This window comes from Rhodovulum sp. ES.010 (assembly GCF_900142935.1).
GTDB lineage: Bacteria > Pseudomonadota > Alphaproteobacteria > Rhodobacterales > Rhodobacteraceae > Rhodovulum.
Map to the genome: position 1 here is coordinate 1,831,652 of NZ_FSRS01000001.1, position 25,494 is coordinate 1,857,145.

At 66.7% G+C, this 25,494-nt stretch carries 24 protein-coding genes and 1 CRISPR repeat array; of the genes, 14 read left to right on the top strand and 10 right to left on the bottom strand.

Features of this window, described 5'->3' with window-relative positions:
• Positions 1 to 49 precede the first annotated feature (49 nt).
• Complete coding sequence (locus BUR28_RS19390; protein WP_139307538.1) at positions 50 to 313, top strand: hypothetical protein; 264 nt, start codon at positions 50 to 52, stop codon at positions 311 to 313.
• A gap of 371 nt (positions 314 to 684) precedes the next feature.
• On the opposite strand, the gene BUR28_RS09000 is transcribed toward BUR28_RS19390, so the two are convergent.
• From BUR28_RS09000 to BUR28_RS09015, 3 genes are all read right to left on the bottom strand, one after another.
• The gene (locus BUR28_RS09000; protein ID WP_074219809.1) at positions 685 to 1,761 is read right to left on the bottom strand and encodes an AAA family ATPase; all 1,077 of its coding nucleotides are present in this window, start codon (positions 1,759 to 1,761) and stop codon (positions 685 to 687) included.
• Positions 1,762 to 2,298: 537 nt separating this feature from the next.
• Entirely contained in the window at positions 2,299 to 4,125 is a 1,827-nt protein-coding gene (locus BUR28_RS09005; RefSeq protein ID WP_083626558.1) for a TniQ family protein, read from the bottom strand.
• Between the two features lie 3 nt (positions 4,126 to 4,128).
• Positions 4,129 to 5,127: a TniB family NTP-binding protein gene (locus BUR28_RS09015; RefSeq protein WP_074219810.1), complete on the bottom strand. Its 999-nt coding sequence runs from the start codon at positions 5,125 to 5,127 to the stop codon at positions 4,129 to 4,131.
• Between the two features lie 743 nt (positions 5,128 to 5,870).
• Between BUR28_RS09015 and BUR28_RS09020 the strand changes: the two genes are divergently transcribed.
• On the top strand, positions 5,871 to 6,053 hold the full coding sequence (locus BUR28_RS09020; protein WP_074219811.1) for a hypothetical protein: 183 nt from the start codon (positions 5,871 to 5,873) through the stop codon (positions 6,051 to 6,053).
• A 35-nt stretch (positions 6,054 to 6,088) separates the two neighbouring features.
• Here the strand turns inward: BUR28_RS09020 and BUR28_RS09025 are convergent, their stop codons facing one another.
• The 6 genes from BUR28_RS09025 to BUR28_RS20025 form a co-directional block, all read right to left on the bottom strand.
• Positions 6,089 to 6,724, bottom strand: a complete 636-nt coding sequence (locus tag BUR28_RS09025; RefSeq protein ID WP_254813720.1) for a DUF3047 domain-containing protein — start codon at positions 6,722 to 6,724, stop codon at positions 6,089 to 6,091.
• Positions 6,725 to 6,948: 224 nt separating this feature from the next.
• The gene (locus BUR28_RS09030; RefSeq protein WP_074219813.1) at positions 6,949 to 7,806 is read right to left on the bottom strand and encodes a cobalamin B12-binding domain-containing protein; all 858 of its coding nucleotides are present in this window, start codon (positions 7,804 to 7,806) and stop codon (positions 6,949 to 6,951) included.
• Between the two features lie 157 nt (positions 7,807 to 7,963).
• Positions 7,964 to 8,692, bottom strand: a complete 729-nt coding sequence (gene ubiG / locus BUR28_RS09035; RefSeq protein WP_074219814.1) for a bifunctional 2-polyprenyl-6-hydroxyphenol methylase/3-demethylubiquinol 3-O-methyltransferase UbiG — start codon at positions 8,690 to 8,692, stop codon at positions 7,964 to 7,966.
• Positions 8,670 to 9,503, bottom strand: a complete 834-nt coding sequence (locus BUR28_RS09040; RefSeq protein ID WP_074219815.1) for a methyltransferase family protein — start codon at positions 9,501 to 9,503, stop codon at positions 8,670 to 8,672. The genes ubiG and BUR28_RS09040 overlap by 23 nt, the downstream gene beginning before the upstream one ends.
• A 69-nt stretch (positions 9,504 to 9,572) precedes the next feature.
• A complete protein-coding gene (locus tag BUR28_RS09045) occupies positions 9,573 to 10,199 on the bottom strand; it encodes an SOUL family heme-binding protein (protein ID WP_074219816.1) in 627 nt (208 codons plus the stop codon).
• 148 nt (positions 10,200 to 10,347) lie between these two features.
• Positions 10,348 to 10,494: a hypothetical protein gene (locus tag BUR28_RS20025; protein WP_175566925.1), complete on the bottom strand. Its 147-nt coding sequence runs from the start codon at positions 10,492 to 10,494 to the stop codon at positions 10,348 to 10,350.
• A gap of 520 nt (positions 10,495 to 11,014) precedes the next feature.
• Here BUR28_RS20025 and BUR28_RS09050 point away from each other — a divergent pair.
• The 12 genes from BUR28_RS09050 to BUR28_RS09100 all read left to right on the top strand — a co-directional run bounded on the left by BUR28_RS09050 (position 11,015) and on the right by BUR28_RS09100 (position 24,870).
• The gene (locus BUR28_RS09050) at positions 11,015 to 11,386 is read left to right on the top strand and encodes a YbaN family protein (RefSeq protein ID WP_074219817.1); all 372 of its coding nucleotides are present in this window, start codon (positions 11,015 to 11,017) and stop codon (positions 11,384 to 11,386) included.
• A 650-nt stretch (positions 11,387 to 12,036) separates the two neighbouring features.
• Entirely contained in the window at positions 12,037 to 12,969 is a 933-nt protein-coding gene (locus BUR28_RS09055) for a DUF6880 family protein (protein ID WP_074219818.1), read from the top strand.
• Between the two features lie 70 nt (positions 12,970 to 13,039).
• Complete coding sequence (locus BUR28_RS09060) at positions 13,040 to 15,538, top strand: CRISPR-associated helicase/endonuclease Cas3 (protein ID WP_083626560.1); 2,499 nt, start codon at positions 13,040 to 13,042, stop codon at positions 15,536 to 15,538.
• Between the two features lie 420 nt (positions 15,539 to 15,958).
• On the top strand, positions 15,959 to 17,419 hold the full coding sequence (gene casA, locus BUR28_RS09065; RefSeq protein ID WP_074219819.1) for a type I-E CRISPR-associated protein Cse1/CasA: 1,461 nt from the start codon (positions 15,959 to 15,961) through the stop codon (positions 17,417 to 17,419).
• Positions 17,416 to 17,910: a type I-E CRISPR-associated protein Cse2/CasB gene (gene casB / locus BUR28_RS09070; protein ID WP_074219820.1), complete on the top strand. Its 495-nt coding sequence runs from the start codon at positions 17,416 to 17,418 to the stop codon at positions 17,908 to 17,910. Before casA ends, casB begins: the two co-directional genes overlap by 4 nt.
• Positions 17,907 to 18,971: a type I-E CRISPR-associated protein Cas7/Cse4/CasC gene (cas7e, locus tag BUR28_RS09075; RefSeq protein WP_074219821.1), complete on the top strand. Its 1,065-nt coding sequence runs from the start codon at positions 17,907 to 17,909 to the stop codon at positions 18,969 to 18,971. Before casB ends, cas7e begins: the two co-directional genes overlap by 4 nt.
• Positions 18,971 to 19,675 carry a type I-E CRISPR-associated protein Cas5/CasD gene (cas5e, locus tag BUR28_RS09080; RefSeq protein ID WP_074219822.1) on the top strand — a complete coding sequence of 235 codons (705 nt, stop codon included), beginning with the start codon at positions 18,971 to 18,973 and terminating at the stop codon, positions 19,673 to 19,675. The genes cas7e and cas5e overlap by 1 nt, the downstream gene beginning before the upstream one ends.
• Complete coding sequence (cas6e, locus tag BUR28_RS09085; RefSeq protein WP_074219823.1) at positions 19,672 to 20,346, top strand: type I-E CRISPR-associated protein Cas6/Cse3/CasE; 675 nt, start codon at positions 19,672 to 19,674, stop codon at positions 20,344 to 20,346. Before cas5e ends, cas6e begins: the two co-directional genes overlap by 4 nt.
• Positions 20,343 to 21,287 (top strand): type I-E CRISPR-associated endonuclease Cas1e, encoded by a 945-nt coding sequence (gene cas1e, locus BUR28_RS09090; protein WP_074219824.1) that lies wholly within the window; start codon positions 20,343 to 20,345, stop codon positions 21,285 to 21,287. The genes cas6e and cas1e overlap by 4 nt, the downstream gene beginning before the upstream one ends.
• Before the next feature lie 3 nt (positions 21,288 to 21,290).
• A complete protein-coding gene (gene cas2e / locus BUR28_RS09095) occupies positions 21,291 to 21,578 on the top strand; it encodes a type I-E CRISPR-associated endoribonuclease Cas2e (protein ID WP_074219825.1) in 288 nt (95 codons plus the stop codon).
• Positions 21,579 to 21,657: 79 nt separating this feature from the next.
• A CRISPR array of direct repeats spans positions 21,658 to 24,309; the repeat unit is 29 nt; unit sequence CTGTTCCCCGCCCGCGCGGGGATGAACCG.
• A gap of 35 nt (positions 24,310 to 24,344) precedes the next feature.
• Positions 24,345 to 24,488 (top strand): hypothetical protein, encoded by a 144-nt coding sequence (locus BUR28_RS20030; protein ID WP_175566926.1) that lies wholly within the window; start codon positions 24,345 to 24,347, stop codon positions 24,486 to 24,488.
• Between the two features lie 103 nt (positions 24,489 to 24,591).
• Complete coding sequence (locus BUR28_RS09100; protein ID WP_074219826.1) at positions 24,592 to 24,870, top strand: phage virion morphogenesis family protein; 279 nt, start codon at positions 24,592 to 24,594, stop codon at positions 24,868 to 24,870.
• A 10-nt stretch (positions 24,871 to 24,880) separates the two neighbouring features.
• Here the strand turns inward: BUR28_RS09100 and BUR28_RS19395 are convergent, their stop codons facing one another.
• Entirely contained in the window at positions 24,881 to 25,237 is a 357-nt protein-coding gene (locus BUR28_RS19395) for an MBL fold metallo-hydrolase (protein ID WP_139307539.1), read from the bottom strand.
• Between the last annotated feature and the right edge of the window lie 257 nt (positions 25,238 to 25,494).

Here is a 25,494-nt window from a genome sequence, read left to right on the forward strand (position 1 = left end):
TCCGCTGAAGTCTTTACCGATAGGCGGCGCGATTGGGTCCAAGGTGCAAATGAACGGACTCACAAGCGCCGGTGAGCGGCGCCCGACCAAAACGAACCGGATTCGCCGGAAACCAGGCGTCTTCGGTGCGCGCAGCGCCTATGCCTTGATCTATCGTATTTCCGTGATGGGAGAAACGATCAGCAATCCCACCGATCAGTGGTTTTTCGAGCGGGAACGTATTCGGCTGGCGAGGATCTCCCGCGAAACCAAGCTCTCGTACTCCGGAGATATGCCGGCCCGCAGGCGCGAGCCTGAAAATATTATCCTTTGAGCGCAACTTGCCCTTCTTAGCCACGCAGACGCTCAATTGCTGCGGAAGTCTTTTGTAGACACGCTGCGTTGCCGCAAGAGCAAGAACGTCGAGGCATGCGCATGATGCAGCAATCGGCCTTGCAAAGTCCGTTTACTGCGCATCGCTGCCGTTTGTCCAGACCGCGGCGAACGACTGCTCGCCGCCCTTCGGTCCGAAGAATTCCACATCGTCAATCTTGCGCCCATGCTATGGACGACGACAGGCCCACGTGTATTCCCGATCTGGACCGCCTCCCGGCCTCCGTTGGGCCCTGTAGATGATCCATCACGCCGGGGCTCGGACGGCGCCCATCCCGTTGCCCCCTATTCACATGGAGAAGCCGGTTCCGGTCAATGATAGACTGGCCGGTTTTCCAACAGCTCCGCCCTGTCCAGCATGCGCGTGACCATCCGCAGGTTGGGCTCGAGGCCAGAACGGGGAACCCGATCCAGGGTTTCGGCGATGGCATCGATCGCGGGCGCCGTCAGCCCGCGCCGAGCGCCCTCGCGCCGAGCGAAGGCCTGCAGGTCCGCGATCCCCATGCCCGGCAGGGTCAAGGGCGGGCACCGGCTGAGCAGGGGTGCGGGCAGGCCGGACAGGCTGTTCGCCGTCATTACCCACGTGATCCAGGACATGTCGAACCGCAGCTGGAAATACGGGCAGTCCCAGGCCCGTGCGGTCAGCGGCTCCAGCAAGGGCAGCAGCGCGTTGCCCATGTCGTAGGACCGGCCCTTGTCCGAGATCACGGCCCCGGCCTTCTCGACTTCGTCCAGCACGATCACCGGGTTGCCGACAAGCTGTGCGAGGATCGTGGTCAGGGGCCTGCCGGGCATGGCCGAGGACCAGCCGCGCTGCATCCCGGTCAAGGCAAAGCTGGCCGGTTCGCCGGTCGCGTCGATCGTCGTGGCGGGCAGCCCCACGACCTGGGCCAGGCGCCGGGCCCAATGGCTCTTGCCGATGCCGGGTGGGCCCACCAGCAGAAGGGGCGGCATGCGAAAGCCGGCCGCGCCCTGGCGCACGGAACGGCGCATCGCGTGCCAGGCGGCCTCGGTCGCGGGCGCCATCCAGGGCATTTCCGCCTGCAGGGTGGCGGCCAGCTCGTCGGCGCGCGCCTCGCTGCCGATCTCCACCAGCGTGACCCCGTCGCGCAGCGGGGCGAGGCGCTCGCGATCCTCCTGCCGAAGGTGACCCAGCCTGGTCGCGGCGGTCAGCCTTTCGACATAGCGCGCGGCCCGGCGGTCGATGCGTGCCTCGTCCTTGGCTGGCAATTGAGAGGCAAGGAATGTGTCCTGCTCTTTCGGGTCATCGACCCAACCTCGGGCCCTGGCCCGGTAGCCCAGCAGGAAGCGGCGCAGGCGGCCACGCACCTCGCGGGCGGTCGGGATCTCTCTGCCCGGGCGGGCGTCGACGAAGGGAATTCGGGCCATGGGATGTCCTTTCCAGCAGGGCGATGCCGCCGCCAGCGCGACGGCACCGCGCGACCGCCCTGGGGACGGCCGGTGGTTTCATGAAAGGACCCGGGTCTTGGGCAGAGAGGAAGCAGGAGCGGGGCGGCCCGTCAATGCCCCGGCCCAGCCGAAGGACGCCCAAAGGCGCCCCGAAGCCATGATTCGGCAAAGGATTGTTTTTAGGTCATATTTTTGAAAGCGCGCGCGCCGGTGGCAAGCAATCGCGTGTCAAAATGGCAGATAACCCCCGAAATGGCAGGTTTTCGGTGGGTGGGACAAAAAAGTGTCGAGACAGGTGATTAAAGCCCATTGGCCCCTCGTAAGTGATTGAAATTATTACATCCTGATTCAAATCGGCGACCCATTCACCCATTCTGCCAAGTCATTGTCGCCCATTCCCGCCAAGGCATTATTGCCCATTCGCGGATGCCCTCGCCAGGATTCCGAAGACGGCACGAAAAAAGGCCGCCCGAATGGGCGGCCTGGAAGGGAAAAGGATCCTGTTGGAGCCGGGCGTCAGATGTCCGATCGGCGATAGACGTAGGCTTCGAGTTTCGGGCGCGGCATGATCGGCGCGATCCCGGCCTCGGCGAGGGCCTTCCGGATTGCCTTCGCAGATTGCCCCCTGCTGGCCACGAGCTCGGCCAGGGTCACGTAGGTTGCCCGGAACCGGTCAATCTCTGCCTGGGTGAAATAGTGCCGAACCGCGCCCTTCGAATTCTTCACCGTTTCGGGCACCAGGAACGGCCGGCCGTCGCGGTCAGGGCACGAGACCAGGTGGCGGACGCCCGATGACGTAATCGAGAGCGCCTTGGCGACATCGGCGACGGCCAGGCGCTCTTGCGCCGCCCGCCGGTCCAATACGACCTTCACCTCGGCCGGATCGACGAGGACGGATTTGAACCCGAGGCCCGCGTCCAGCAGCTCGATCCGATCCAGGGCACCTTCCAGAACCAGCCGGATGATATCGAGGGTGGGCCAGCGCGCCGCCTCGGAGGCCTCGATCATGTTCATCATTCCCACGCCGGGCCGTTCCACCTGCCGGCCCCGGGCGCGAAGCCGTTCGAGCAAGCGGTCGAGATCTTCAACCGCAACGTTGCTCAGCACCCCGGAGGCCCGCGCCCTGTCCGGCGCGATCTGGACGATGATACCCTGCCGTACCAGCCGCTCTGCCTGGGTCCGGTGGCAATTGATGTAGGCGGGGATGTCCTTCACCGGGATCGAATTCTGAATCCGGTCGGCCAGCGCCTCGCCCAGTTCGACATCGACGGTGGCCATGCCATCCAGCTGATCCTCGTCAGCCGCAGGCAAGAGGCCGGTGCGCACCAACGCGCGGTTCAGGGTCCGGATATGAATGCCGCTGGCCTTCGAGAGGCTCTGGACGGAGTGGCGACGGCGCGCCTCGAGCACCTGGTCAAAGACCCGCGTTCCCGGGGCAATCGCCATCGCGTCGAGGATATAGTCGCGCAAGGCATCCGCGATCGGGCCCGGGTCTTTCTGGTTCTTCCGGAATTGCAGCCACTGGTAGAGGCGTCCGAACACCGCTTGCGGCCCACCTTTGCCCCCGGCATCCCGGAAACGCTTATGGATGAGGGCGAAAGCCTCGTGCAGCCCCCCTACACCGCGCTCGGCATGGTCGAACCCGGCGCCCCCCGCCTCGTCCCATTGCGCCTCGGTCAGCCCGGGCAGGTCGATGCGTGCCTCGTGAAGCAGCGCGACGCCGAGCATTTCACAGGCCCGGCTGGCCTGGTCGATCTGCTGCCCGTCAAGCCAGGCGGGGCCACGCGCCCCCGCAAGCCGCGCCTCGACATAGCGCTGCAAGGGCGATGCCGCCCTCGTCGGAGCATCCTTGGCCTGCCAGGTGAGAACAGCATCCTCCGGGGCCACCAGCGCCATGTCCTGGAACGTCTCGGCGTAAAAGCCGATCTTGTGTCGCACCAGCGGAATCCGATGACGCGGGCAGGTCCGCACTGGAGCGAAGCCCCAGTTCAAGCGGCCGACCCGTGCGCCGCCGGGCGCATCATCCTCCAGGAGGCAGGCCGGACAATAGGTCGTCCGGTCCCGGCCGATGAATTCCGCCGAGAAGACCTCGCCGCGATACTGGTAGAGCCGGGTCCCGATCCGCCGATAGGCCGCCAGGCTGAGCACCTCCTGCGGCACACCGGCAAGACCGGCAAGGCGCTCCAGGGCGACCGGCGTCGCATCGAGCACCTCCTTTCTGTTGAGCTCGATGGTGTTGAGAAACTGGAAGGGGCCGCCCCCCAGATGGAAGCGCGACACGCGCCCCACCCAGGAGACGAGGCTCTCGCCCTCGAGAACTGGCAGAACAGGCAACATCACCATGGCCTACGCCTTCTCAAGGATCTTCAGCTGGCGCGCCGTCCGCGCCGCTTCGTATTGCGCGGCCTCCTCGTCGAGCACGACCGAACTCCAGTCCGGAACGACGAAGACATTTTCGTCCCAGGGGCAGCCTTCCTTCATGCCCCAGGCTTCGGCGAAGTGCTCGATCCCCAACCTGTCGCCACCCTCCCTGAGCGCGCACTCGATCGCGTCGATGAGGGTCTCGATCGCCCGGCCGAAGCGTTTGCGGCTGGCATGGATCAGCCGGCCGGCCAGGTCTCCCGTCAGGTCGGGCGCCAGGCCGGCCTCGGCGCAATAGGACCGGATGAGATCCTCGAGGTCCGCGTTGTCCGCGCCCTGCTGCAGGTCCGGCGGGAAGATCTTGCTGAAGCGCCGGCTGACCTGCGGGTCGAAGCTCGTGATCCCCTTCAGCCGCTCGGTGCCGCTGAGAATGACGATCACGGCGCTGTCACCCTGCATGAGCGATTTCAGCGTCTTGAGCATTTCGTCGATCTCGCGCGCCGACCCGGACAGGAAGAGGTCGTGCGCCTCGTCGATCCAGAGGACGGCAATGCCCAACAGCGACATCCGGTGCCGCGCAATCCGGAACATCTCCCATGCGGGCGTCCGCTCGGACACGTCCTCAACCCCCACGGCCTTCAGGATGGCTTTCCCGATCCGTTTCTGGGTCGCCGGGTTCGGAACCGTGACCTCCACATAGCGCGCCATGCCGGTTTCGGGGTCCAGCCCAAGGCTCGGGATGCTGGCAAGGAGGCGGCGGATCGCCGTGGTCTTCCCGCCGCCGGCCGCCTCGATCAGCGCGATACCACGGGTTTCGAGGTTGGCGGTGAAGCGCACCGGAACCGGCAGGAAATTGCCATCCTCGTCAAGCTCGAGAAGGCGGGAGAGGTGATCTTTCAGCGACAGATCGCGCTGGTTGGTCTCGATGTGAATGTTCCGCAGGGCGGCGAGGGTGTTGCGAATTTCGCGGGGGTTACGGGGCATCGCGTGTCTCCTTGGTGGTATTGGAACTGGGGGGATCGGGATCGACTTGCCGGTGCGGCCGCCTCATGCGTCAGGCACACTTCGCCCGGTCACCGCAGGCGCTTGTGCGGCGTCTCCGGTCACGCGGGAGGCGTGTCCCTTCGGCACGGACCACCCGGACGGGCGGTCGGCCTCAACGGTCCTTCGATATCTCTTGCTGTATGTGGTCAGCGCGGACCCATCGTCCGCCTGATCGCAGCTCCTTGCCTGCTACGTCTTCCCGGCCATTTGCCGGTGGGCTTCGTCATCAGGTCACCCGACCTGAACGGAACATTAGCTCTTTTCTTGCAGGCGAAAGGAATTTCCTAAGAAAGATGCTCGGGGGCACGGAGATTTCCCCCAAGTCATTGTAATAAAATGGGAACTTTTCTTAGGCGACGTGATGGCAACGCGGCCAGGATTGGCCAGGCTTCGGCGTTGGAGATGTTCTACTCCTTCGCGCCCAGGGTCAGCGCTCCGAATGAATCCACGCGATCCCCTGGGCCCGAGCGGTTGGGCTGATTGCGAGAATACTCACGCGAGAGTCGAGATATGAAACCTCCGCCGCAGGCAACCGCCCAGCCCATGCCGACATGGGTGCCGTTGCCCTTCGTGTTGGGAACCTTCGCCCTGACCTTGGACATCCTGGGCAGCTACATCCTGTCTCACAAGGCCACCTGGGCCCCGGCGATTGCCGCGGTCACGCTGATCCTTGTCCGGAGCGGATGGCGCGGGCGGCGGGTCGTTCTTTCGCGGCGGTTGCTCCGGCGCTGTGCCCGGTCTGGTGGCTGTTCATCCTCGCTGGGCTGCCGTTGATGTTCATGGCCGGGTCGCTGTTCAAGGGCGGGCCACTGTTGGCACTCCTGCCGCCCGGAGGCGCCGGGACGGTGCTGGCGCTGAGGGGATGATGCTGCTTCTCGGCCGGATCCAAAAACGTGCCCTCTCACTCAAGACGCAATTGGGCAATCCGTGCGCGGACTTGCGAGCCTGTATCATCGCTGTCTGACGAGATGGCGACCCCGACGAGGCTTCCGGGGGCCTCACCAAAAGCGCGACGATGGTCGCGGGCAAGGTCGACGCGCTCGGCAGCGGACCCGGTTCCCGACATCCTCTTGATTATGCTTCGCCCGCGCGGTCCCAGATACGGGCTTGGCAGGATCTCCTCTCGCGGATGGGCGCCACCCCAGATGTACATCAGGACACGGACGTTGGGGTCATCGAGAAGTGTACGGACGCCGCTTCCCTGGACGTCCTGCGCCACCTGCTCTGGCAGGAAAACGAAATACAGCGACAGGTTCCGGTCGTCGCCGCCCTTTCGGGTCAGATCGGTCGGAGGAACCGATTTCTCGACGTCCCATGTCCAGGACGCCTGGCGGGTCCGCCACAGGGACGACGGAAGCGCTGTCCAAAGAAGCGAGACCGTGCCATCAGACCGCACAGCGAGGCTGGTCCCTTTGGGGGCATATTGATTGCCGGAAAAGAGCGAGAACCGCTGCTCCTTCCAGCCGCGATCGAAGGCGATCTCCCGGGCAGCGACAGGCACCGCCGCGATGGACAGTATACTGACCAGGGCTGTCATGGCTCTGCGCATATGCGATCTCCTCTGGCGAACGAGATAGAGCAGCAGGCCTGATTGAATAGCCGCTTGCGATCGGTCAAGGCATTCGATGCGCGAGGGACCTGTCGCGAACGGCTTCACCGAGCATGGAGTTTTCCGCCGTGTCCATATTGCGACATGAGGGCCTGTCTGCCCGAAGAGGGCGCGCACGCTCCGGCTTCGCGAAGGGCTGCGTGGGCGGCTCTTCAGTCGCGGGACATGGGATCGTTCCTGAGGCGCGAGATATGTTCGCCCCACAGGCGCGCGAGGATCACCTCTGCCTCATCGATGTCGGTGATAAGGGCATCGGGCGTGGTTGCCGACACGACGTCCCCGGCCTCGTGCACGATCTGTCCGCTCACGGCGATGATTGGGGCGGGCACGGTCATCCGCAACGCAACGATCAGCCTGGCCAGCGCCGGGGCCGCATGGGCCCCGGCCGCAGACAGGCCGATCAGGACGGGTCTTGCGGCCGTGATCCGATCGACGAGCGCCTCATGGGGCAGGCCAAGCTCCAGGGTGATATCCCAACCCTTCCGGCGGAAGAGGTCGGCCGCCATACGCACGCCCAGCGTATGGGTTTCGCCGGGCACGGCGGCGAAGAGCGCCGCGCGGCAGGTGCGAGGCACGGCTGAGCGATCATGCCCGTCAAGCGCCCTCAGGATCGCGAATATGCGCGCCGTTGTGGTGGTGACCTGCATGAAGGAGAGGTCGTCTTCGGTCCACCATTGCCCCAGCATTCGCGCCGCCGGGGCCAGGTAGTGCAGGTACAGATCCTCGACCGTGGCGCCTGCTGCAAGCGCGTCCTGCGCGATCCTGGCGGCGGCGTTCGGGTCCGCGGATGCGAGAGACCGGCAAAGCTCCGCGATCATGTCCGTCGAGGGGCGCGCGGCGTGCCTGGGCCCCGGCGTCCTGTCCCGCGCCGCAAGCCGGGAAAGCACTTCCTCGGCGACCGATTGCACGGCCTCGGGCGGAAGGACAGAGAAGAGCTCGGTCGTTCTTCCCGTCGCCTGTTCATACTCATCGGGGCAGAAATCCTCGCTCTGCGACGTCGGGTGCGACATCCAGGCCTCCAGTAGTATTCAGGTTCTGCCGACAGGGTTTCGTTCGCGCGTCAGCCAGGCCGAAGCGTACCACAGGGCCGAGCCCGATCAATGCGCTGGCTGTAAAAAGGTCTTACATGCTTGATGTTTAGCTGTGCCCGGAGGCGCCCCAAATGCGTCAGCGGTCGGCCGAGCCTGTCGGCCCCTTGCGCGCAACCCCCATGTACAGGATGAACCGCCCCGGCAGCGGACCAAAGGTCAGGTCGAGCCGCCGGTTGATCCCGCGCGGCCCCAGCCCCTTGCTTTCGCCGGGGATCAGGCCGGCGCCGACCAGCCCCGCCTCCAGCTCGGGGGGCGTGATGAACAGCGCGGGGTCGTGGGTCCCCTTGGGCAGCAGGCGCAGAATGTCCTCGGCGACGGTGATCACGCCCAGTCGGGCCAAGGGCGTGCGGTTGATCGTGTCGTAGAGGAAGATACCGCCGGGTTTCAGCACGCGCGCCACCTCGGCCAGCACCCGATCCAGGTCGCTCACGTGTTCCAGCACGTCCACGCAGACCACGATATCGAAACGCGCATCGGGATAGGGCAACTCCTCGCCCATGCCGGTGTCATAGCGGATATCGCGGCCGGTGGCCTGCGCATGGGCGCGCGCCGCCGCGATCGCCGGGGCCGAGGGGTCGATCCCCGTCACATGCGCCCCCCGGGCGTCCAGCGCCTCGGCCATGAAGCCGCCGGCGCAGCCCAGGTCGAGGACCTCGGCGCCTTGCCAGGACGCGAAACGGTCGAACCAGCGCAGACGGCCGGGCACCATGTTTTTCAGCGTGCGCACCCATCGGACCTCATCCGACCACCACTGCGCGGCCACGTCATCGTAAATGGTCAGGTCATTGCGGGCGGTGTCGGGCATACGCGCTCCTCTTTCCAAATCGCGGCACCGCGTAGGGCGTGCGGGCCTGGTAGGCCCGGAACCGGTCGCCGTAAATGGCGGAAAAGCGGCGCTCTTTCAGGCGCGGGGCCAATAGGCAATAGGCGGTGTAGCTGACGGCCAGCGCCAGTAGATCCGGCGTCCAGACCGGTACGGTCCACAGCGTCAGCGCGAAGGCCACATAGATCGGCTGGCGGATCAGGCGGAACAGGCCGGTTTCCGGCATGTCGGGAAAGACGGGGCGACGGTTGGCCGCCAGCGACATCCAGCCCAGCGCGCCCGATTGCACCTCGGCCCCGGCATCGAAACTGGCCCTCATCAGCAGCAGCCATGACCCGGCATAGGCCGTGCAGATCGCGCCGAAGGCCCAGCCCTCGGCCCGCCACCACACGATGCCGCTGGGCGTCCAAAGCGCAAAGAGGGCCAGCAGTTGCGCGGAGGCAATGATCGCGTAACTCGTGGTCGACAGGGTCGGCCCATGCTCCCGCGGGGCCAGCCGCGCCAACCAGCCCCGCCCGCGCCGGGTCAGCAGCAGGGAATGGGTCAGAGGGAACTGAAGCAGGAGCGCCGCGTTGGCCAGCAGCGCCCAGGGTTGTGGCACGCGGCCCAGGCTTTCGCTCATCCCGAAGAACATGGCGGTGATCATGGCTAGCACAGCCGCGGCAAAGATCGCGTGGCAGACCACGCCATAGGCATAGGCCAGCACGATCCGCGCCGCGCCGGGCGGGGGGCGCAGCGCGCCCCTGGTCAGGACCAAGAGCCGGCCAAGATGCGTGTCGTCGGGTATCTTCATGCTCAGCGAGATAGGGGGCGCCCCGGGAAAGACGACCTGCGCGGCGCAACGGCTGCGTCAACCGCCACCCTACCCCTCGACCTCGACCATCACTTCGTTCCGGCGCAGGAAGGGCGGTGTGAAAGGATCGTTGTAATAGGCGTATTCCACGGGGCCGACCGCCGTCAGGCCGCGCCCTTCGATCCACACCATCAGGCGCGTGGTGTCGGCCTCGAAATTCGCATCGCTCCATTGCCCGGAGAACCGCAACGCCGCCATGCGGCGTGGCGGGATCTCGGCCAGCCGGACGTCGCCGGCTGGCGCCGGGAGATCATCGAGGGACAGGCCCGCCGGCATGATGAACGACACCGTCCATCCATCCCTGGCTGGCTCCTGGGTGACCGGCGCGGTCATCGCGATCTTGCCGTCCGGGGCGACCTGGGTCACCGGGGCCGTCATCGCGATCTTCTCGCCGCCACGCTCCTTGGCGAAGATGTAGTTCGCCAGGGGCCCGAACGCGGCGCGCACGGCGGTATCACGCGCACCCGGCCGCGTCACGCTGGCGACAACAAGGGCGGGGTACCTGCGCAGCTCGAATGTGCCATCGGACAGGTCGAGGGTGTAATCGGGCGTTTCGACCGACCGGGTCACCCAAAGTGTGCCGGCAACCGCGGTGACGACGGCGACACCGGCAAGGCCCCACACAAGTTTGCCCACGGTTTCCTCTCCTTGCTTGCGGCTTCGGACAGACCCCCGGTTGTCTCGGGGCACTCCGGTGGATGGTTGCACGGTCGGACCGAAAACGAAGGGGCTGGGCGAGAACCGCCCAGCCCCGATCCTGGGGAGACAGGAATTCAGCGTCGCGTTACTCGGCGGGGACGGCCTTGGCCGGGGCTTGCGCCTTGCGGCGACGGGTTTCGGCAAGCTTTTCCTCGGTCTGGCGCATGTTGATATAGGCAAAGGCGACCACGAAGCCGAGCGTGCCGAGCATGAGAGGGCCGATGATGTCCATTTCCAGTTCCCTTGTGTCTAGCGTGGTTTTGACAGGGATACGGGACCAAAGGCCGCCCGGATCACGCCACCGCCGAAAAATTATGTGGATTCAGGTGCATACTTTGCATGCGGCGATGTAACGAATTGATCGGTCACGGGAAATCCCGGGCTGGCCCGGCGTGATAAAACGAACGTGAGTCGAAAGAACGGCCATGGACGGGCGGCACGGACAAGGACCTCGACACCGCGGCCGCCCGCTGCCTGAAACCGGCGGCCGACACCGTAAGCCCGTCGCGCATGGCTAGCGGCCTTACGCGCCGTCCAAGGCCGACACGCCCACGGACGCACCGCCGAAAACGGCGGCCCAGCACCGCTTGTTACGTGGCAGCCTTGGCGCACCCCGAAAGATGCCTATCTGGTTCATGATTTGCCGCGCCGCATCCGAGGTTCGACATGCCTGCCGCAACGCTTCTCGACCTTGTCATGGCACAGCCCAATGCGCGCAACAGGCCATGGGGCCCGCGCGCTGGAGGCCACCGATGATCGTGCTCCGCGTCACCTGGGGGATTGTCGGCCTTCTGTCGCTCGGCCTGGGCATTCTGGGCATGTTCCTCCCGCTCCTGCCAACCACCGGCTTTCTCCTGATCGCCGCGTTCTGCTTTGCCAGGTCGTCACCGGCGCTCCATGACTGGCTCGTCAATCACCGCCATCTGGGCGGCCCCATCACCAGCTGGCGCGAGCATCGCGCGATCTCGACACGGTCAAAACGACTGGCGATTGCCTCCATGGGCGCGGCCTTCCTGCTCAGCGTGATGCTGGGCATGGCAGGCTGGGTCCTGGCGCTCCAGGCGGTGGTCCTGACCACGGTCGGTACCTATCTGGTCACCCGCCCCACGCCGCCCGAAGCGTAGACCCGCGGCGCTTCGGCAACCTGGCGCGGTCTATGCGGACGGAGCACTCCTTCCACCTGCCTGGGCTTCCGACGCAGCCCCCTGCCCCAAGGCGCTCGCCGGGGTTGGCGAGGAAACATCCCGGCACCTTCTCTCGCGGCACTGCGCGCGCGACGATCCCGGATCGTCGCCCAAGGCGGGCGCCGTCCCGTGCAATCCTGTCATGTTGGGCTTTCCGGTTGCCGATGTCAGGGTGGCGGGAATTCCTTTGAAAATGGAACGAGCGCCACCGCGCTCGTGGTCGTTTCCCGTCGGTGGCCGGGACTTCGAAGACCGCCAAGGACAGCCTTCTTTGACAGACGTCATGGGATTTCGTCCGGGATGCACGTTGTCGCCGCTGCTCAAGCGGGCTCCACCACCTTCGGGGAATGATCAGGTCCCCGCACCGCGCTGCGTTCTCGGTGATGCGCGACAATGGTCACGAGCGTCCAGTCGTGCTGCCTCCTTTCTCTTCGCTCATCGTACAGTCCTCGACGGCATTCTCATGCCGGTCCGTCATACGGAGGATATGGAACGATTGAATTCAGCCGGAAAAACTTTCTCTTCCTGAAACCACGGTTCATCCATCCGGACCTTGCCGCGACCGCCCTCATGCCGTCCGCCGGACTTGCATGACCACCTCCGCCTGCGGCATCACCGTCCACGGATACGGGGCGGAGACGGTGGCCAGGAAGACGCTCAACAAGGAGAACCTTGCGGCCCTTGGCGCCGAGACGCTGGCCGATCTGCTGCTGGAGGTCACACGGGGCAACCGCGCCCGTCAGCAGCGCCTGAGGCTGGAACTGAGCGCGCGCGCCGGGCCCATGGATGTCGCCCGGGACATCCGCAAGCGGTTTGCCCAGCTCCGGCGGGCAAGCGGGTTCATCTCGTGGCAAAGGCAAAGGGCCTTCGCCCGGGAATTGTCCGATCTGGTCGATCTGATCGCCACGCGTGTCGCGCCCGACGCACCGGGCGAGGCGTTCGACCTGCTCTGGACCTTTCTCCAGCTTGCCCCGAACATTCACGAGCGCACCGATGACAGCAACGGCGTGATCGGCGGCGTCATGGACGATGCCATGGCCGCGATCGCCGATCTGGCCCCGCGCCTCGATCTCGACCCGGGGGCGCTGGCCGACCGGATCTTCGAGGCGCTGCGGGACAACGGGTACGGCGAATTCGACGGCGCGATCCCGGCGCTTGCCGAGGCGCTCGGGTCCTCTGGCCTGGAGCGGTTGAAAACGCTGGCCAAGGCCGCCAAGGCCGCGCCGCTGACCGGTGCCGACCTTGCCCGCTACGATTTCGTCGCGGATGAAGCGCGCCGCAGCACCCTGGCGCGGGAGGGGCGCGACCGGACCGCGGGGCTGATCCTGCAGGATGTGCCGATCTGCAGGGCGATGTCGATGCCTACATGGCCCGCTAGGCATATGCCTGAGCACGTGCTTATACCTGAGATGAGATCGTCCCTGATGGCGGACGCCGCCTATCCTCCTGCTTGCCTTCAGGGCGCTCATTCAAGCCAGAGGCTGCACGTTCCATGTCGCTCAAGCACGAAGCGCCCTTCCTGACGTTGCTTTCGCCAGAGCCGCCACTGCGCTTGTATTCAACGTGTATGGTGTGTCGTACGAGGAGAGCACGATGGGACTCGCAGATTGGCCGGGAAAGAGCGCCGCCGGTCCTGAGCAAGTGGAACATCTGGCAGTCCATCACATGCTGGACGTTTCGGCCGTCGCCGAATGCCTGATCGGGCCCTTCGGATTTGACCGACCGTTACGGGAGGCTCTGGTCCTTCTCGTTGCCTTGCACGATCTGGGCAAGATAAGTGACAGCTTCCGGAGGATGCTGCGCGAGGATATCCCGCAATCCTTCCGACACTGGGAACTGACCGAGGCACTCCTGCTCGAACTGGATCCCGCTTTGGCAGCGCATCTCAGGGGCGACCCCTGGCACCGTCAGACGCTTTATGCAGCCGTTGCCGGGCACCACGGGCGCCCGTCAAAGCGCAACATGGGCGGGCTTGAATGGTCCGGGCGACGGCCGCGCGATTACCGCCTCGCGCTGGAGGCTGTCGGCTCGGGCTTGGACGACGCCCGCGCGGCGGTGATGGCTTTTTGTGGCCTGTTTCCGGAAGCGTCTCTTGACGGGTTGTCCGATGATCGAACGATCGCCCTTTCCTGGTGGCTCCCGGGCTTTTGCACGGTTGCGGACTGGATCGGGTCGAATACGGACTTGCTCAGGCCGCCGACCTCGTGCCCCGCCCTGCCGGATTACCGGGCCAAGGCGCGCGAAGCGGCGCGCACAGCCGTGGCCGGGGCGGGCCTTGCGTCCGGCCGTGCGCGCGACATCCGACTGTTCGATTTCAAGCTCCGACCCATGCAGGCCTCTTGTGCAGAGGTTCCCTTGACCGACGGCCCGATGCTGGCCGTCATTGAAGACGAGACCGGCGCGGGCAAGACCGAGGCGGCGCTGATCCTGGCGCAGCGGATGCTGCTGGCGGGCAAGGGTCGGGGGCTGTTTCTCGCACTGCCGACGATGGCGACGGCCGATGCGATGTTTCGGCGTGCGGCCGAAACCGTCGGGCGGCTGTTCGATCGGCAGACGACCCTGACGCTGGCGCATGGCCGGGCAGGTCTTTCGGTGGATTTCCGCGATATCTTGAAAGGCGGGCCGCGCGGCGAGGATGAGGCGACCTGTTCGGACTGGCTGGCCGAGAGCCGCCGCCGCGCCTTGCTGGCCGATGTCGGGGTCGGCACGATCGACCAGGCACTGTTGTCGGTGTTGCCGGTGAAGTTCCAGGCGCTGCGCCATTTTGGGCTGTCTTCGAAGATCCTGATCGTGGACGAGGTCCACGAACTGGGCGAGCCTTATATCGGTGCCGAACTCGAGGCGCTGCTTCGCATGCATCGTGCGGCTGGCGGCTCGGCGATCCTGCTGACGGCAACCTTGCCGATGGCGCAACGGGCGCGGCTGCTGTCCATCTATGGCGGTGCGTCTGACAGCCCGGCCTATCCGGCGCTGACAGTCGCGGGCGGCACGACAATGACCGGTCTTCGGCGGGACACCGGCCCCGGGAAGGGCGCGGTGCGGATCGAGCAGTTGTCGCGTCCGGACGAAGCGGTCGAGGTTCTGTCCGAATGGGCCGGTAAGGGCGCCGCCTGTGTCTGGGTGCGCAACGCCGTGGACGATGCCATCGCCGCGGTCGTGATGCTTCGCGAAAAGGGGATCGCGGCGCATCTGCTGCATGCCCGCTTCGCGCTGAGCGACCGCAAGCGGATCGAGGCCGAGGTTCTGGCACGCGCCGGCAAGGAGGGCCAAGGGCGCGAGGGCTTCGTTCTGGTCGGAACCCAGGTCCTGGAATCCTCTCTGGATCTCGATTTCGACGTCATGGTGTCCGACCTCGCGCCGATGGCCGCCCTGATCCAGCGCGCCGGGCGGTTGTGGCGGCACATGGCCCTGCGTCCAGCCGCATCCCGCCCGGTTCCCGCGCCAGTCCTGCATGTGCTGTCGCCCGATCCGGCGCAGGTTGCCAATGCCCACTGGCTACACGGTACGCTTGACCGTGGCGCCTGGGTCTATCCGGTGGCCGATCAGTGGCGCACGGCGGACGTGCTGTTCCGGGCTGGCTGGATCGAGGCACCCTCGGGGCTGCGCGCCTTGATCGAGGCTGTACATGGTGAGGAAGCGGGGCCGGTTCCCGAGGCGCTACTCGAGGCTGAGGTCACGGCCGAAGGTAAGGGCGCCGCGGCGCGCGGACATGCGGCGCAGAACATCGTCGATCTGGCCGCGGGCTATCGTGCAGGCGGTCAGGCCAATGACGACGCCCGCTATCCAACGCGGCTGGGCGAGGCGCAGCGGGTGCTGGTGCTGGCCCGGCGGAAGACGAGCGGATTGCGGGCCTGGGCGGACGAGGCGGGGCCTGAGGCGTGGCCCCTGTCCGAGGTCTCCGCCCGCCTCAGCCGGCTGGATGCGCTTCCGCTGCCAGAGCAGTCGGCGCCCGAGATCGTGGCCGTCACCCGCGATTGGCCCGAGTGGAAGCGCGCCGAGTACCATCTGTGCCCGGTCGCCGAGGACGGAAAGATCTGTGCGGGGTTGCGGTATGAAGAGGAATACGGTTTGATTTTTCAATCCTTGGCGTAACCAGGGATGACCCATGTTCGGGCGAAGACGAAGATCGGTTCCCCACTCTAGTGGGGATGTTAACAGAACACCTAATAAGTGTTCAGGTGAAGATGAAGATTAATATTGACCTGCGGTTCGCACAGTGCTTTAATAGAAAAGCCCCAAGCCGGAATCCGACCTGGGGCTATCTCTAACGCCCATCCTAGCCGTTACCGCGGCCAGAAACAGAGAGGTTGGCACAGTGCAAAAAATACCCTGAGATCCTGCTCTTGGACAGCTTTTCTTAGCATTCTCCGAGAGCGCAGGCAAGGGCGCCACCGCCCTTGCCTGTTCTTGACTTGCCGAATGGGAGCATGACAGTTTCTGACGCACTGCGTTGTTACTATCCCCTCCAGCGAACGGGCTGCCCTCTCGTGTTTCTTGCGATCGGAGTTTTTCATGCCCCTCAATTTGATCGAAGACCCCTGGATTCCGGTTCTCTGCGCCGATGGCGCGCGGAGAACGATCGCGCCTTGGCAGATGGCCGAACCGGGTATCCTGCGCCCAGACTGGGCGCGTCCCGATCTGAACATCGCCTGTTATGAACTCCTGATCGGGCTGGTCTTTCTGGCCGACCCACCAGCAAACAACGGCGAATGGCAGCGCCGGATCACCCCCGATCCGCCGCGCCTGCAGGACCGGTTCGCCCCCTTCGCGCCCGCATTCAACCTGCTGGGCCAAGGACCGCGGTTCCTTCAGGACCTGGAACCACTCGTGGGCGACGCGAACCCTGTGGATATGCTGTTCATCGACAGCGCAGGCGCGAATGCGGCGAAAAACAATGCCGACCTCATGGTCCACCGCGGCCGCTATCCGCGGATTGACCTGCCGCTGGCGGCCATGACGCTCTATGCCTTTCAAGCCCATGCCCCGGCGGGAGGCGCCGGAAACCGCACCTCGATGCGGGGTGGCGGGCCGCTGGTCACGCTTGTCGATCCGGGCGAAGGGCTGTGGTCGCTGGTCTGGGCCAACGTCCCCTGCGGCGCGCCCGGCAAATTGGGCGACCTCCCCTGGATGCGGCCGACGAACATCTCTGACAAGGGCCAGCAGACCCTGCCGCCCGAGGGGCAGGTCTTCGGGGCCGAGGCGTTCTTCGGCATGCCGCGGCGGCTGCGCCTGATCGGGGACGACGAGGGGATCACCGGTGTGATCCAGAAACCCTGGGGCACGAACTATGCGCTGTGGAAACACCCGCTCAGCCCCCATTACCGCCTGAAGCCGGGCGAGGAATGGCTGCCGAAACACCCGCGTGCAGGCCGATTCGGCTATCGCAACTGGCTCGGCGTCGTGGCGCAGGAGGTGGGCAGCGAAACCTCGGAACGGTCGCTGTCCCTGCGCGACTGGGGGCAGCGGGGCGGCGAGGCGTCGGTCATGGTCGCGGGCTGGGCCATGGACAACATGAAGCCGCGTGATTTCACCCTGTCCGTTCAACCCCTGCTGAACCTGCCCGTCGAGATCGAGGACCGGCTGGTGGGGATGATCCTTGCGGCCGAGGCGGCCGGCGTCGTCCTGCGCGGGGCGCTGGAACCCGTTCTGGCGGCTGGCGAGGCCCGCGAGGTCGAGCGCGAGGCGTTCTTTGCCGGGACCGAGGATCGCTTTCTCAAACGGGTTCAGGAGTTGAATTCCGGCGATGACCCGCGGGGTGCGTGGCATGCCGACCTGCGTGCCCAGGCCTTGCGGCAGTTCGATGCGCTGGCCGTGCCGGGCCTCGACCAGCGCGAAACCGACCGGATCGCGCTGATCGTCGAGGCGCGGAAATACCTGACGGGTGCGTTCGCGGGCTTTGGCAAGCAGGGGCGGGACATCTTCACCCATCTCGGGATGGAGCTTCCAGTATCGAAAAAGGGGAAAGCGGCATGAGCGAAGACGGAAAGGCCCCGGGGGCCGTCGCCCTCAGCTGGTGGAGCACGCATCTCGGCGCGCGCGAGAACGCAGCGGCGCGTGCGCTGGCATCGCGGCTGCGGCGGGCTGCACCGGTCGCGGTGCTGTGCGAGCCCGCCGTTCAGGATCTGGCGCGGACGCTGCGGATCGAGCCCGGACGGGCCACCGATCTCGTCCGGCTTGCCGGTCTTCTGGCCGAGGTGCGCGAACATGATGGCGCGCCTCTGGCGCGCCGGTTGGGTGGGGTGGAACCGATCCTGTCCCACCTGCGGTTCCAGCGCCTGATGCGCGCAGAAGGCGATGAACTGACCGCGCTGCTGCGCCGCGCGATCGCCATGGCGGACCGGCGCTGCAACGTCGCCGCGCTGGCGGATGACCTGCTGCACTGGGAGGCCGCCCGGCCGCGATGGTGCTTTCACTATTTCGGCGCCGATGCGCCCAAGGACGAGTTGAAGGAGACGATCGAATGAGCACCTTTCTGCAATTCCATCTGCTGACCAGCTATGGCCCCTCGAACCCGAACCGCGACGACCAGGGCCGCCCGAAGCAGGCGATGGTCGGCGGCAGCCCGCGCTTGCGGATGTCTTCTCAGTCGATCAAGCGCGCCCTGCGCGAGAGCGCGTTCTTCGAACTGGACCTGAAGGACAATATGGGCACGCGTACCAAGCGGCTATATGGCGAACTGGTCCATCGGCTGGTGGGGCAAGGCGCGCCGGAGAAGGCGGCCCGCGAGGCCGCCGAGCAGGTCGCCGCGATCTTCGGCAAGCTTGAGGCGCCGAAGAAGGGCGAGGAGACACGGGTGGCGACGACGCTGGCCTTCATCTCGCCCGAGGAGTGGCGTCTGGCCGAGGACCTGGTGGGCAAGATCATCGCGGGCGAGGACCTGCCTAAGGAGAAGGAACTTAAGAAACAGGTGCTTCGCCGGGCCGATGGTGCCGTGGACATCGCCATGTTCGGCCGGATGCTGGCCGATGATGCCGACTTCAACCGCGATGCGGCAGTGCAGGTGGCCCATGCCATCACAACCCATCCCGCGCAGGCCGAGGAAGACTGGTATTCTGCCGTCGATGATCTTAACAAGGCGGAAGAAACCGGGGCTGGTCATCTGGGCGAGACCGCTTTCGGGTCTGGCGTCTACTACCAGTATGTCTGCGTGAACGCCGACCTGCTGATCGAGAACCTCGTGGGAGACCGGGAGCTTGCCGTGAAGGGCGCCGAGGCCTTGGCGCGTGCCATCGCGCAGACCACCCCGCGCGGCAAGCAGAACAGCTTTGCCCACCATCCTCGCGCCCACTATATCCTCGCCGAGAAAGGGTCGCAGGCCCCGCGCGACCTGTCGGGCGCCTTTTTCGAGCCTGTCCGGAAACCGCCTTTCCTCGACAATTCCGTGGCCGCATTGACCAAGGCCCGCGCCGATATCGACGCGGCCTATGGCCAGGCCTGGGAGGCCGACTGCGTTCTGCATGTCGGCATCGGCGGCACGCTGGACGAGGTCGTGCGCTTTTCAGGCGATGCGGTTCGGGGGGCGTGATGCGGCCCTATCTGGTGTTCAGCCTGACCGCCACGCTCGGCGCGATGGGCGAACTGGCGGGGCATGAGCGGCGGGGCTCGCTGGTCTGGCCGGGGCGCTCGGCGATCCTCGGGCTGCTCGGCGCCGCCATGGGGATCGACCGGCGCGGCGACTTCTCCGCCCTGGACGCTCTGGAAATGGCCGTCGCCGTCTTCGACAGCGGCGCCCCCTTGCGTGACTACCACACGGTCGAAACCGTGCCTTCGTCCGCTGCGAGGCGGCCGAACTCTCGCCCCGAGGCTCTTGCCGCCGCGCGCGGGCGCACCAACACCACGATCACGTTGCGCGACTACCGGTCCGGGGGGCTCTACGGTGTGGCAGTCTGGGGCGATGGCCTGGAGGCGCTAGCGGCGGCCCTGATGCGCCCTCGCTACACTCTTTATCTTGGCCGCAAGTCATGTCCGTTGGCGGCCCCGCCGGGGGCGAAGGTGATCGAGGCGGACAGCGCCGAGGCCGCGCTGGCGCATCTTACATTGCCGCCCTGGCGCCGTGTGGACCGGTTCGGCGCGCCCGCCACGGCCCGCATGCTGATCTGCGACGCGACGGAGGAGGACGCTGTCCGGGAACAGGTCCACGATGTTCCCCGCGACCGGTCGCTCTGGCATTTCGCGCCGCGCCGCGTCGCGCTCCGCGATGTCGCGATCACCGTGGGAGGCGCGCCATGAGCCTCTACCTCAGCCGAATCCGCCTGTCGCGGAGCCCCTCGGCGCAGGCGCTCGCGGGACTCCTGAACCCGTCCGACGCCGGGCCGCGCCGGTCGGCCCATCACAGGCTCCTCTGGGCGGCCTTCGCAGATGGCCCGGACCGCCGCCGCGATTTCCTGTGGCGTGAAGATCGGGACGGGACGTTCCTGACCTTGTCGGAACGGCCGCCCCAGCCGATGGACCTGTTCGAACCGCATGAGGTCAAGGACTTTGCGCCGGCGCTGGCGCCCGGCCAGAGGCTCGACTTCGTCCTGCGCGCCAATGCGACACGGACGAAGCGGGAAGGTCGCCGCCGCGTCGACGTCGTGATGGATGCTCTGCACGATGTTCCGCAGGGGGCGCGCGCCTCCGAGCGAATGGCGGCGGCAGGGCGGGAGGGCGCGGCCTGGCTTGCCCGCCAGGGCGAGGCGTCGGGGTTCAAGGTCGTGATCGCGACGGCCGGCGACTACTCGACCGTGGCCCTTCCCGATCACCGCGGCCCGCGCAGGGGTCAGCCGCAATTCGGCATCCTCGATCTCGAGGGCCGTATCGAGGTAACCGACCCCGAGGCCTTCCTCGCCCGGCTGGCCCGCGGCTTCGGCCGCGCCAAGGCGTTCGGCTGCGGCCTGATGCTGATCCGTCGGGCCGCATGAGCAGGGGCGCCCTTCCCGGCCTGCCGCCACCACGGCCGATCCCGCTGAAGGACCGCGCCTCGCTGGTCTTCGTCGAGCGTGCCAGGCTCGATGTGGCCGACGGCGCCTTCGTCGCCCTCAATGCCGATGGTACGCGCACCCAGATCCCGATTGGCGGTCTGGCAGGGATCATGCTCGAACCAGGCGCCCGCATATCGCACGCGGCCGTCGCGCTGGCGGCGCGGGCGGGAACGTTGATCACCTGGGTCGGCGAGGGCGGCGTGCGGCTCTATTCGGCAGGCCAACCCGGAGGTGCACGATCGGATCACCTGCTCTGGCAGGCATCCATCGCGCTCGACGATGCGGCGCGTCTCAGGGTCGTGCGCAAGATGTATGCCATGCGCTTCGGCGAGGCCGCCCCCTCGCGCCGTTCCATCGACCAGCTTCGCGGGATCGAAGGCGTGCGGGTACGCGAATCCTATGCACTTCTCGCCCGGCAATACGGCGTCGACTGGAAACGCCGCGCCTACGACCCTTCGGACTGGGAGGCCGGCGACATTCCCAATCGCTGCCTTTCGGCGGCCACTGCGTGCCTGCACGGCCTGACCGAGGCCGCCGTCTTGGCTGCGGGATATGCCCCCGCCATCGGGTTTCTCCATACGGGCAAGCCGCTGTCTTTCGTCTACGACATCGCCGATCTCTACAAGCTCGAGACCGTCGTCCCCGAGGCGTTCCGGGTCGCGGGCCAGGCGGCGAAGGGAAAGCTCGACATGGCACCCGACCGCGCGGTGCGGCTGGCCTGCCGCGATGCGTTCCGGCGCACCGGGCTTCTGGGCCGGATCATTCCGGCCATCGAGGAGGTTCTGTCGGCCGGCGACCTGCCGCGCCCCGCGCCGCCCCCCGAAGCCGTGTCGCCCGCCTTTCCCGCCTCGCCGCCCACTGGCGACCCGGGGCACCGGTGAATCATGTTGGTCGTCGTGGTTTCCAATGCGCCGCCAAGGTTGCGTGGCCGGCTCGCCGCCTGGCTGGTCGAGATCCGTGCCGGCGTCTATGTGGGCGACTACTCCGCCCGCACTCGCGAGATGATCTGGGATCAGGTCACGGCCGGGCTCGAAGATGGAGATGCTGTGATGGTCTGGAAGGCACGTACCGACCAGGGCTACGATTTCCTCACGGCAGGTACGAACCGTCGGATGCCGGTGGAATTCGATGGGCTGAAGCTGGTGAGCTTCTTTCCCGAGAAACCGCGTTGACGGCCGACTGAAAAGCCAACCGTTCGGTACGCTCTTTGACATCGTGAATCTTTCGGTAGATCAAGGGACTGCAGCAAGACTGTTCCCCGCCCGCGCGGGGATGAACCGGTCAGTGAAACGGAGTGCAGGACCGAGGCAAGCTGTTCCCCGCCCGCGCGGGGATGAACCGATCTTCGCGTCGTAGCCGTAGCGCGCGCTCGTCTGTTCCCCGCCCGCGCGGGGATGAACCGGTCTGTTGGCGTTGTCGAGCGAACCGTGTCAACTGTTCCCCGCCCGCGCGGGGATGAACCGGGCTTCCCGTGCTTCGGCGGCCTCGACCTTTCCTGTTCCCCGCCCGCGCGGGGATGAACCGAGGCGGTCGCGCACTTCGTCGACGAGAGTGTCCTGTTCCCCGCCCGCGCGGGGATGAACCGCCTAGAATGGCGCATGATCTGCGAGACCTTCCCTGTTCCCCGCCCGCGCGGGGATGAACCGAGGTGACACGATGATGGAGTTTGTTATGGAACCTGTTCCCCGCCCGCGCGGGGATGAACCGTTCATGTGGACAACCGGAAAATCTTCGAGGCCCTGTTCCCCGCCCGCGCGGGGATGAACCGCTCTTCGGGCGGGGTTCCGAACTCTACGTCCGCTGTTCCCCGCCCGCGCGGGGATGAACCGGTATAGAGCGCGGGAGGTTCGAGCCCAGTGGGCTGTTCCCCGCCCGCGCGGGGATGAACCGATCTGGATCGGCTGTTCGCCCGCGCGGTCCCGCTGTTCCCCGCCCGCGCGGGGATGAACCGGCCCCGCAATCACTTAAACCGAACCAGCAAACCTGTTCCCCGCCCGCGCGGGGATGAACCGTGACCACCAGACGCGACACGATAATATCGCGCCTGTTCCCCGCCCGCGCGGGGATGAACCGACCCAATACCGCCGCGTGATGGACGCCCTGCGCTGTTCCCCGCCCGCGCGGGGATGAACCGGCAACCTGGTCCGCGCCAAGGTGGACGACGACCTGTTCCCCGCCCGCGCGGGGATGAACCGGACGACGTGGTCCGCCTGCACCGGATGCACCCCTGTTCCCCGCCCGCGCGGGGATGAACCGGTGCTGCGCTCGCTGCAGCAGGGGGCGCTGCTCTGTTCCCCGCCCGCGCGGGGATGAACCGCGGTCCTTCTATGGGGGCCAGTGGCGACCGTGCTGTTCCCCGCCCGCGCGGGGATGAACCGCAAATGCGCGCCGACTGGACGCGGTTTCGGATCTGTTCCCCGCCCGCGCGGGGATGAACCGGCGCTGACCACGCCCGACAGGTTCCTGGCCGCCTGTTCCCCGCCCGCGCGGGGATGAACCGCCGCAGGCGCAGACCTGCCGGCAGGCTGCCCTCTGTTCCCCGCCCGCGCGGGGATGAACCGGCCTGGGCCGCTGCAGGTCGAGCGCGCGCTGTCTGTTCCCCGCCCGCGCGGGGATGAACCGGCGCAGCCGGCGCGCCACGCGGTCTGGATGGTCTGTTCCCCGCCCGCGCGGGGATGAACCGACGTCGGACGCCGGGTCGGCGACCTGCGCCTCCTGTTCCCCGCCCGCGCGGGGATGAACCGCGCGCAAAGCCCCGGCGTGGACCGCCAGAAGGCTGTTCCCCGCCCGCGCGGGGATGAACCGACGTGCAGCATGCGCTGGACGGTGTGCTTGTCCTGTTCCCCGCCCGCGCGGGGATGAACCGGTGCGGCGCAGGTCGCGGAACTGGAGCGTGGCCTGTTCCCCGCCCGCGCGGGGATGAACCGAGCCACGCGGCCGTCGGTCAGGAGGCTCACCCCTGTTCCCCGCCCGCGCGGGGATGAACCGGTCAACCGCGTGCAGGTGTTCCTGCGGGCGTCCTGTTCCCCGCCCGCGCGGGGATGAACCGGCGCGGTGCTTCCGAAACTTGAATTGCGGGTGCTGTTCCCCGCCCGCGCGGGGATGAACCGCGCGCGCTCGCGCGCTTCCACGCGCTTGGTCGCTGTTCCCCGCCCGCGCGGGGATGAACCGCTATATGTCCACGGATGGGGACAGTTCGGTCTCTGTTCCCCGCCCGCGCGGGGATGAACCGTTGAAACCGAGTTGCCCCGGCGCCGTGAGGCTCTGTTCCCCGCCCGCGCGGGGATGAACCGGCGGACTTTTCCGATGATCCGGGGCCGATGGGCTGTTCCCCGCCCGCGCGGGGATGAACCGTCTTCGGGATCGGTGGGATTGAGACGGCAAAACTGTTCCCCGCCCGCGCGGGGATGAACCGCTAGGCCCCATTGCGGCCCGAGGGGCACGCGGCTGTTCCCCGCCCGCGCGGGGATGAACCGGCCGGCGTGACCGCCGACCAGATCGCCGCGATCTGTTCCCCGCCCGCGCGGGGATGAACCGGGTTGAGCGCAGGGAAATACGCCCGCAAGTCCCTGTTCCCCGCCCGCGCGGGGATAAACCGGACCCCTGATGGCCGCCAACCCCTACACCTTCCTGTTCCCCGCCCGCGCGGGGATGAACCGTCGCCGTCGCGGTCCAGGTCCAGCCCGAGCTGCTGTTCCCCGCCCGCGCGGGGATGAACCGCGCACGCTCTCGGTGCTCTGGTCGGTTTCGATCTGTTCCCCGCCCGCGCGGGGATGAACCGTCACGCTTCTCGATCTTTCCGCGGCGGTAGTACTGTTCCCCGCCCGCGCGGGGATGAACCGGCGTCTACGCGGTGCCGTCCGAGATCTTCATTCTGTTCCCCGCCCGCGCGGGGATGAACCGACGCTACATCCGTGTCGATCCGGACATGGCACTTTATGTCGTATTCGAGATCGGCCAGCATCGGCCAGCGTTGGTGGGAGGCGACGACGGCCCATCCGACGCAGGACAGGAAGGGCCTAGCGGTCGTCGAGGGGATCGACAGGCGCCGCGGCGGCAAGCTGATCTGGAAACGAAAATGACGGCCGGGGTGATCCGACCGCCATGCCAGGTCCCTAGCAGGAGCATCACCGCTCTTCGGGTTCCCGGACATGATGAATATAGGCGTTTCAGCGGGGGTTATCAATGACCGGCGTCACGATGACCGTCACGCTCGAGGACCGTGAGGCACGGGAGAAGCTGCGCGCCCTGGTCGACCGGATGGAGCGCCCGGAAGGGTTCTACAAGCTGGTGGGCGATGCCATCGTCAATTCGACGAAGGAGAACTTCCAGTCGGAATCGGCCCCCGACGGCACGCCCTGGACGCCGCACGCGCCCTCGACCATCCGCCAGCGCATCCGGCGCGGCCAGGTGCCGATCACCAAGCTGCGCACCAACCCTGTTCCCCGCCCGCGCGGGGATTAACCGATCCTCGTCAACATGGCCGACGACCAAACAGCCTGTTCCCCGCCCGCGCGGGGATGTCCGGGCGCGCAGGTTTGCAAGGTAGTCGCGCGTGTCGGCCTACGGTCAACGGGCCGTTGCCGGGGATCAGGCGAACGGCCTCCAGCGCTTCGATCGCGGCAAAGGCCTCGAGCCATGCCGTGCTGTCGGAGAACTCCATGACACCGAGGAGGCGGCCGACATAGACGATGTCGCCGGTGGAGACGATGCGCGCGTCCGGCAACCAGACGAAGCTGTCGCCTGACGTATGCGCTGCTCCGGCGCCGCGCATGGCCAGTACTGCGGCGAGACTCGGCTTGGGCAGACGAAACCCCGAAAAAAGTTTCAATTCAGATCAGTGACTTGCCGGATAATTACGATTAACGCCCGGAGAATCTTTCTGGTGCAAGGGAGCAGAAACAACATCCTGCCTGGCCGCGTGATGGCGCGGTTCGCGACTACGACATCAAGTACAGCAAGGATCGGCCCGGCCTCGAAGATGCGATCCCGGGTTCCGGTCGCGAAGGACGGAGACCAAGACCCATGGATAAGAAGACCACCTCCCTCGGTCGCATGCCGCATGCCATCGGCGCGCCGCGTCATGGC

Excerpts from the sequence above, each read along its gene's own strand:
- BUR28_RS19390 (WP_139307538.1), top strand. The coding sequence starts at position 50 with ATGAACGGACTCACAAGCGCCGGTGAGCGGCGCCCGACCAAAACGAAC.
- BUR28_RS09000 (WP_074219809.1), bottom strand. The coding sequence starts at position 1,761 with ATGGCCCGAATTCCCTTCGTCGACGCCCGCCCGGGCAGAGAGATCCCG.
- BUR28_RS09005 (WP_083626558.1), bottom strand. The coding sequence starts at position 4,125 with ATGGTGATGTTGCCTGTTCTGCCAGTTCTCGAGGGCGAGAGCCTCGTC.
- BUR28_RS09015 (WP_074219810.1), bottom strand. The coding sequence starts at position 5,127 with ATGCCCCGTAACCCCCGCGAAATTCGCAACACCCTCGCCGCCCTGCGG.
- BUR28_RS09020 (WP_074219811.1), top strand. The coding sequence starts at position 5,871 with ATGGCGCGGGCGGCGGGTCGTTCTTTCGCGGCGGTTGCTCCGGCGCTG.
- BUR28_RS09025 (WP_254813720.1), bottom strand. The coding sequence starts at position 6,724 with ATGACAGCCCTGGTCAGTATACTGTCCATCGCGGCGGTGCCTGTCGCT.
- BUR28_RS09030 (WP_074219813.1), bottom strand. The coding sequence starts at position 7,806 with ATGTCGCACCCGACGTCGCAGAGCGAGGATTTCTGCCCCGATGAGTAT.
- ubiG (WP_074219814.1), bottom strand. The coding sequence starts at position 8,692 with ATGCCCGACACCGCCCGCAATGACCTGACCATTTACGATGACGTGGCC.
- BUR28_RS09040 (WP_074219815.1), bottom strand. The coding sequence starts at position 9,503 with ATGAAGATACCCGACGACACGCATCTTGGCCGGCTCTTGGTCCTGACC.
- BUR28_RS20025 (WP_175566925.1), bottom strand. The coding sequence starts at position 10,494 with ATGGACATCATCGGCCCTCTCATGCTCGGCACGCTCGGCTTCGTGGTC.
- BUR28_RS09050 (WP_074219817.1), top strand. The coding sequence starts at position 11,015 with ATGATCGTGCTCCGCGTCACCTGGGGGATTGTCGGCCTTCTGTCGCTC.
- BUR28_RS09055 (WP_074219818.1), top strand. The coding sequence starts at position 12,037 with ATGACCACCTCCGCCTGCGGCATCACCGTCCACGGATACGGGGCGGAG.
- BUR28_RS09060 (WP_083626560.1), top strand. The coding sequence starts at position 13,040 with ATGGGACTCGCAGATTGGCCGGGAAAGAGCGCCGCCGGTCCTGAGCAA.
- casA (WP_074219819.1), top strand. The coding sequence starts at position 15,959 with ATGCCCCTCAATTTGATCGAAGACCCCTGGATTCCGGTTCTCTGCGCC.
- casB (WP_074219820.1), top strand. The coding sequence starts at position 17,416 with ATGAGCGAAGACGGAAAGGCCCCGGGGGCCGTCGCCCTCAGCTGGTGG.
- cas7e (WP_074219821.1), top strand. The coding sequence starts at position 17,907 with ATGAGCACCTTTCTGCAATTCCATCTGCTGACCAGCTATGGCCCCTCG.
- cas5e (WP_074219822.1), top strand. The coding sequence starts at position 18,971 with ATGCGGCCCTATCTGGTGTTCAGCCTGACCGCCACGCTCGGCGCGATG.
- cas6e (WP_074219823.1), top strand. The coding sequence starts at position 19,672 with ATGAGCCTCTACCTCAGCCGAATCCGCCTGTCGCGGAGCCCCTCGGCG.
- cas1e (WP_074219824.1), top strand. The coding sequence starts at position 20,343 with ATGAGCAGGGGCGCCCTTCCCGGCCTGCCGCCACCACGGCCGATCCCG.
- cas2e (WP_074219825.1), top strand. The coding sequence starts at position 21,291 with ATGTTGGTCGTCGTGGTTTCCAATGCGCCGCCAAGGTTGCGTGGCCGG.
- BUR28_RS20030 (WP_175566926.1), top strand. The coding sequence starts at position 24,345 with ATGTCGTATTCGAGATCGGCCAGCATCGGCCAGCGTTGGTGGGAGGCG.
- BUR28_RS09100 (WP_074219826.1), top strand. The coding sequence starts at position 24,592 with ATGACCGGCGTCACGATGACCGTCACGCTCGAGGACCGTGAGGCACGG.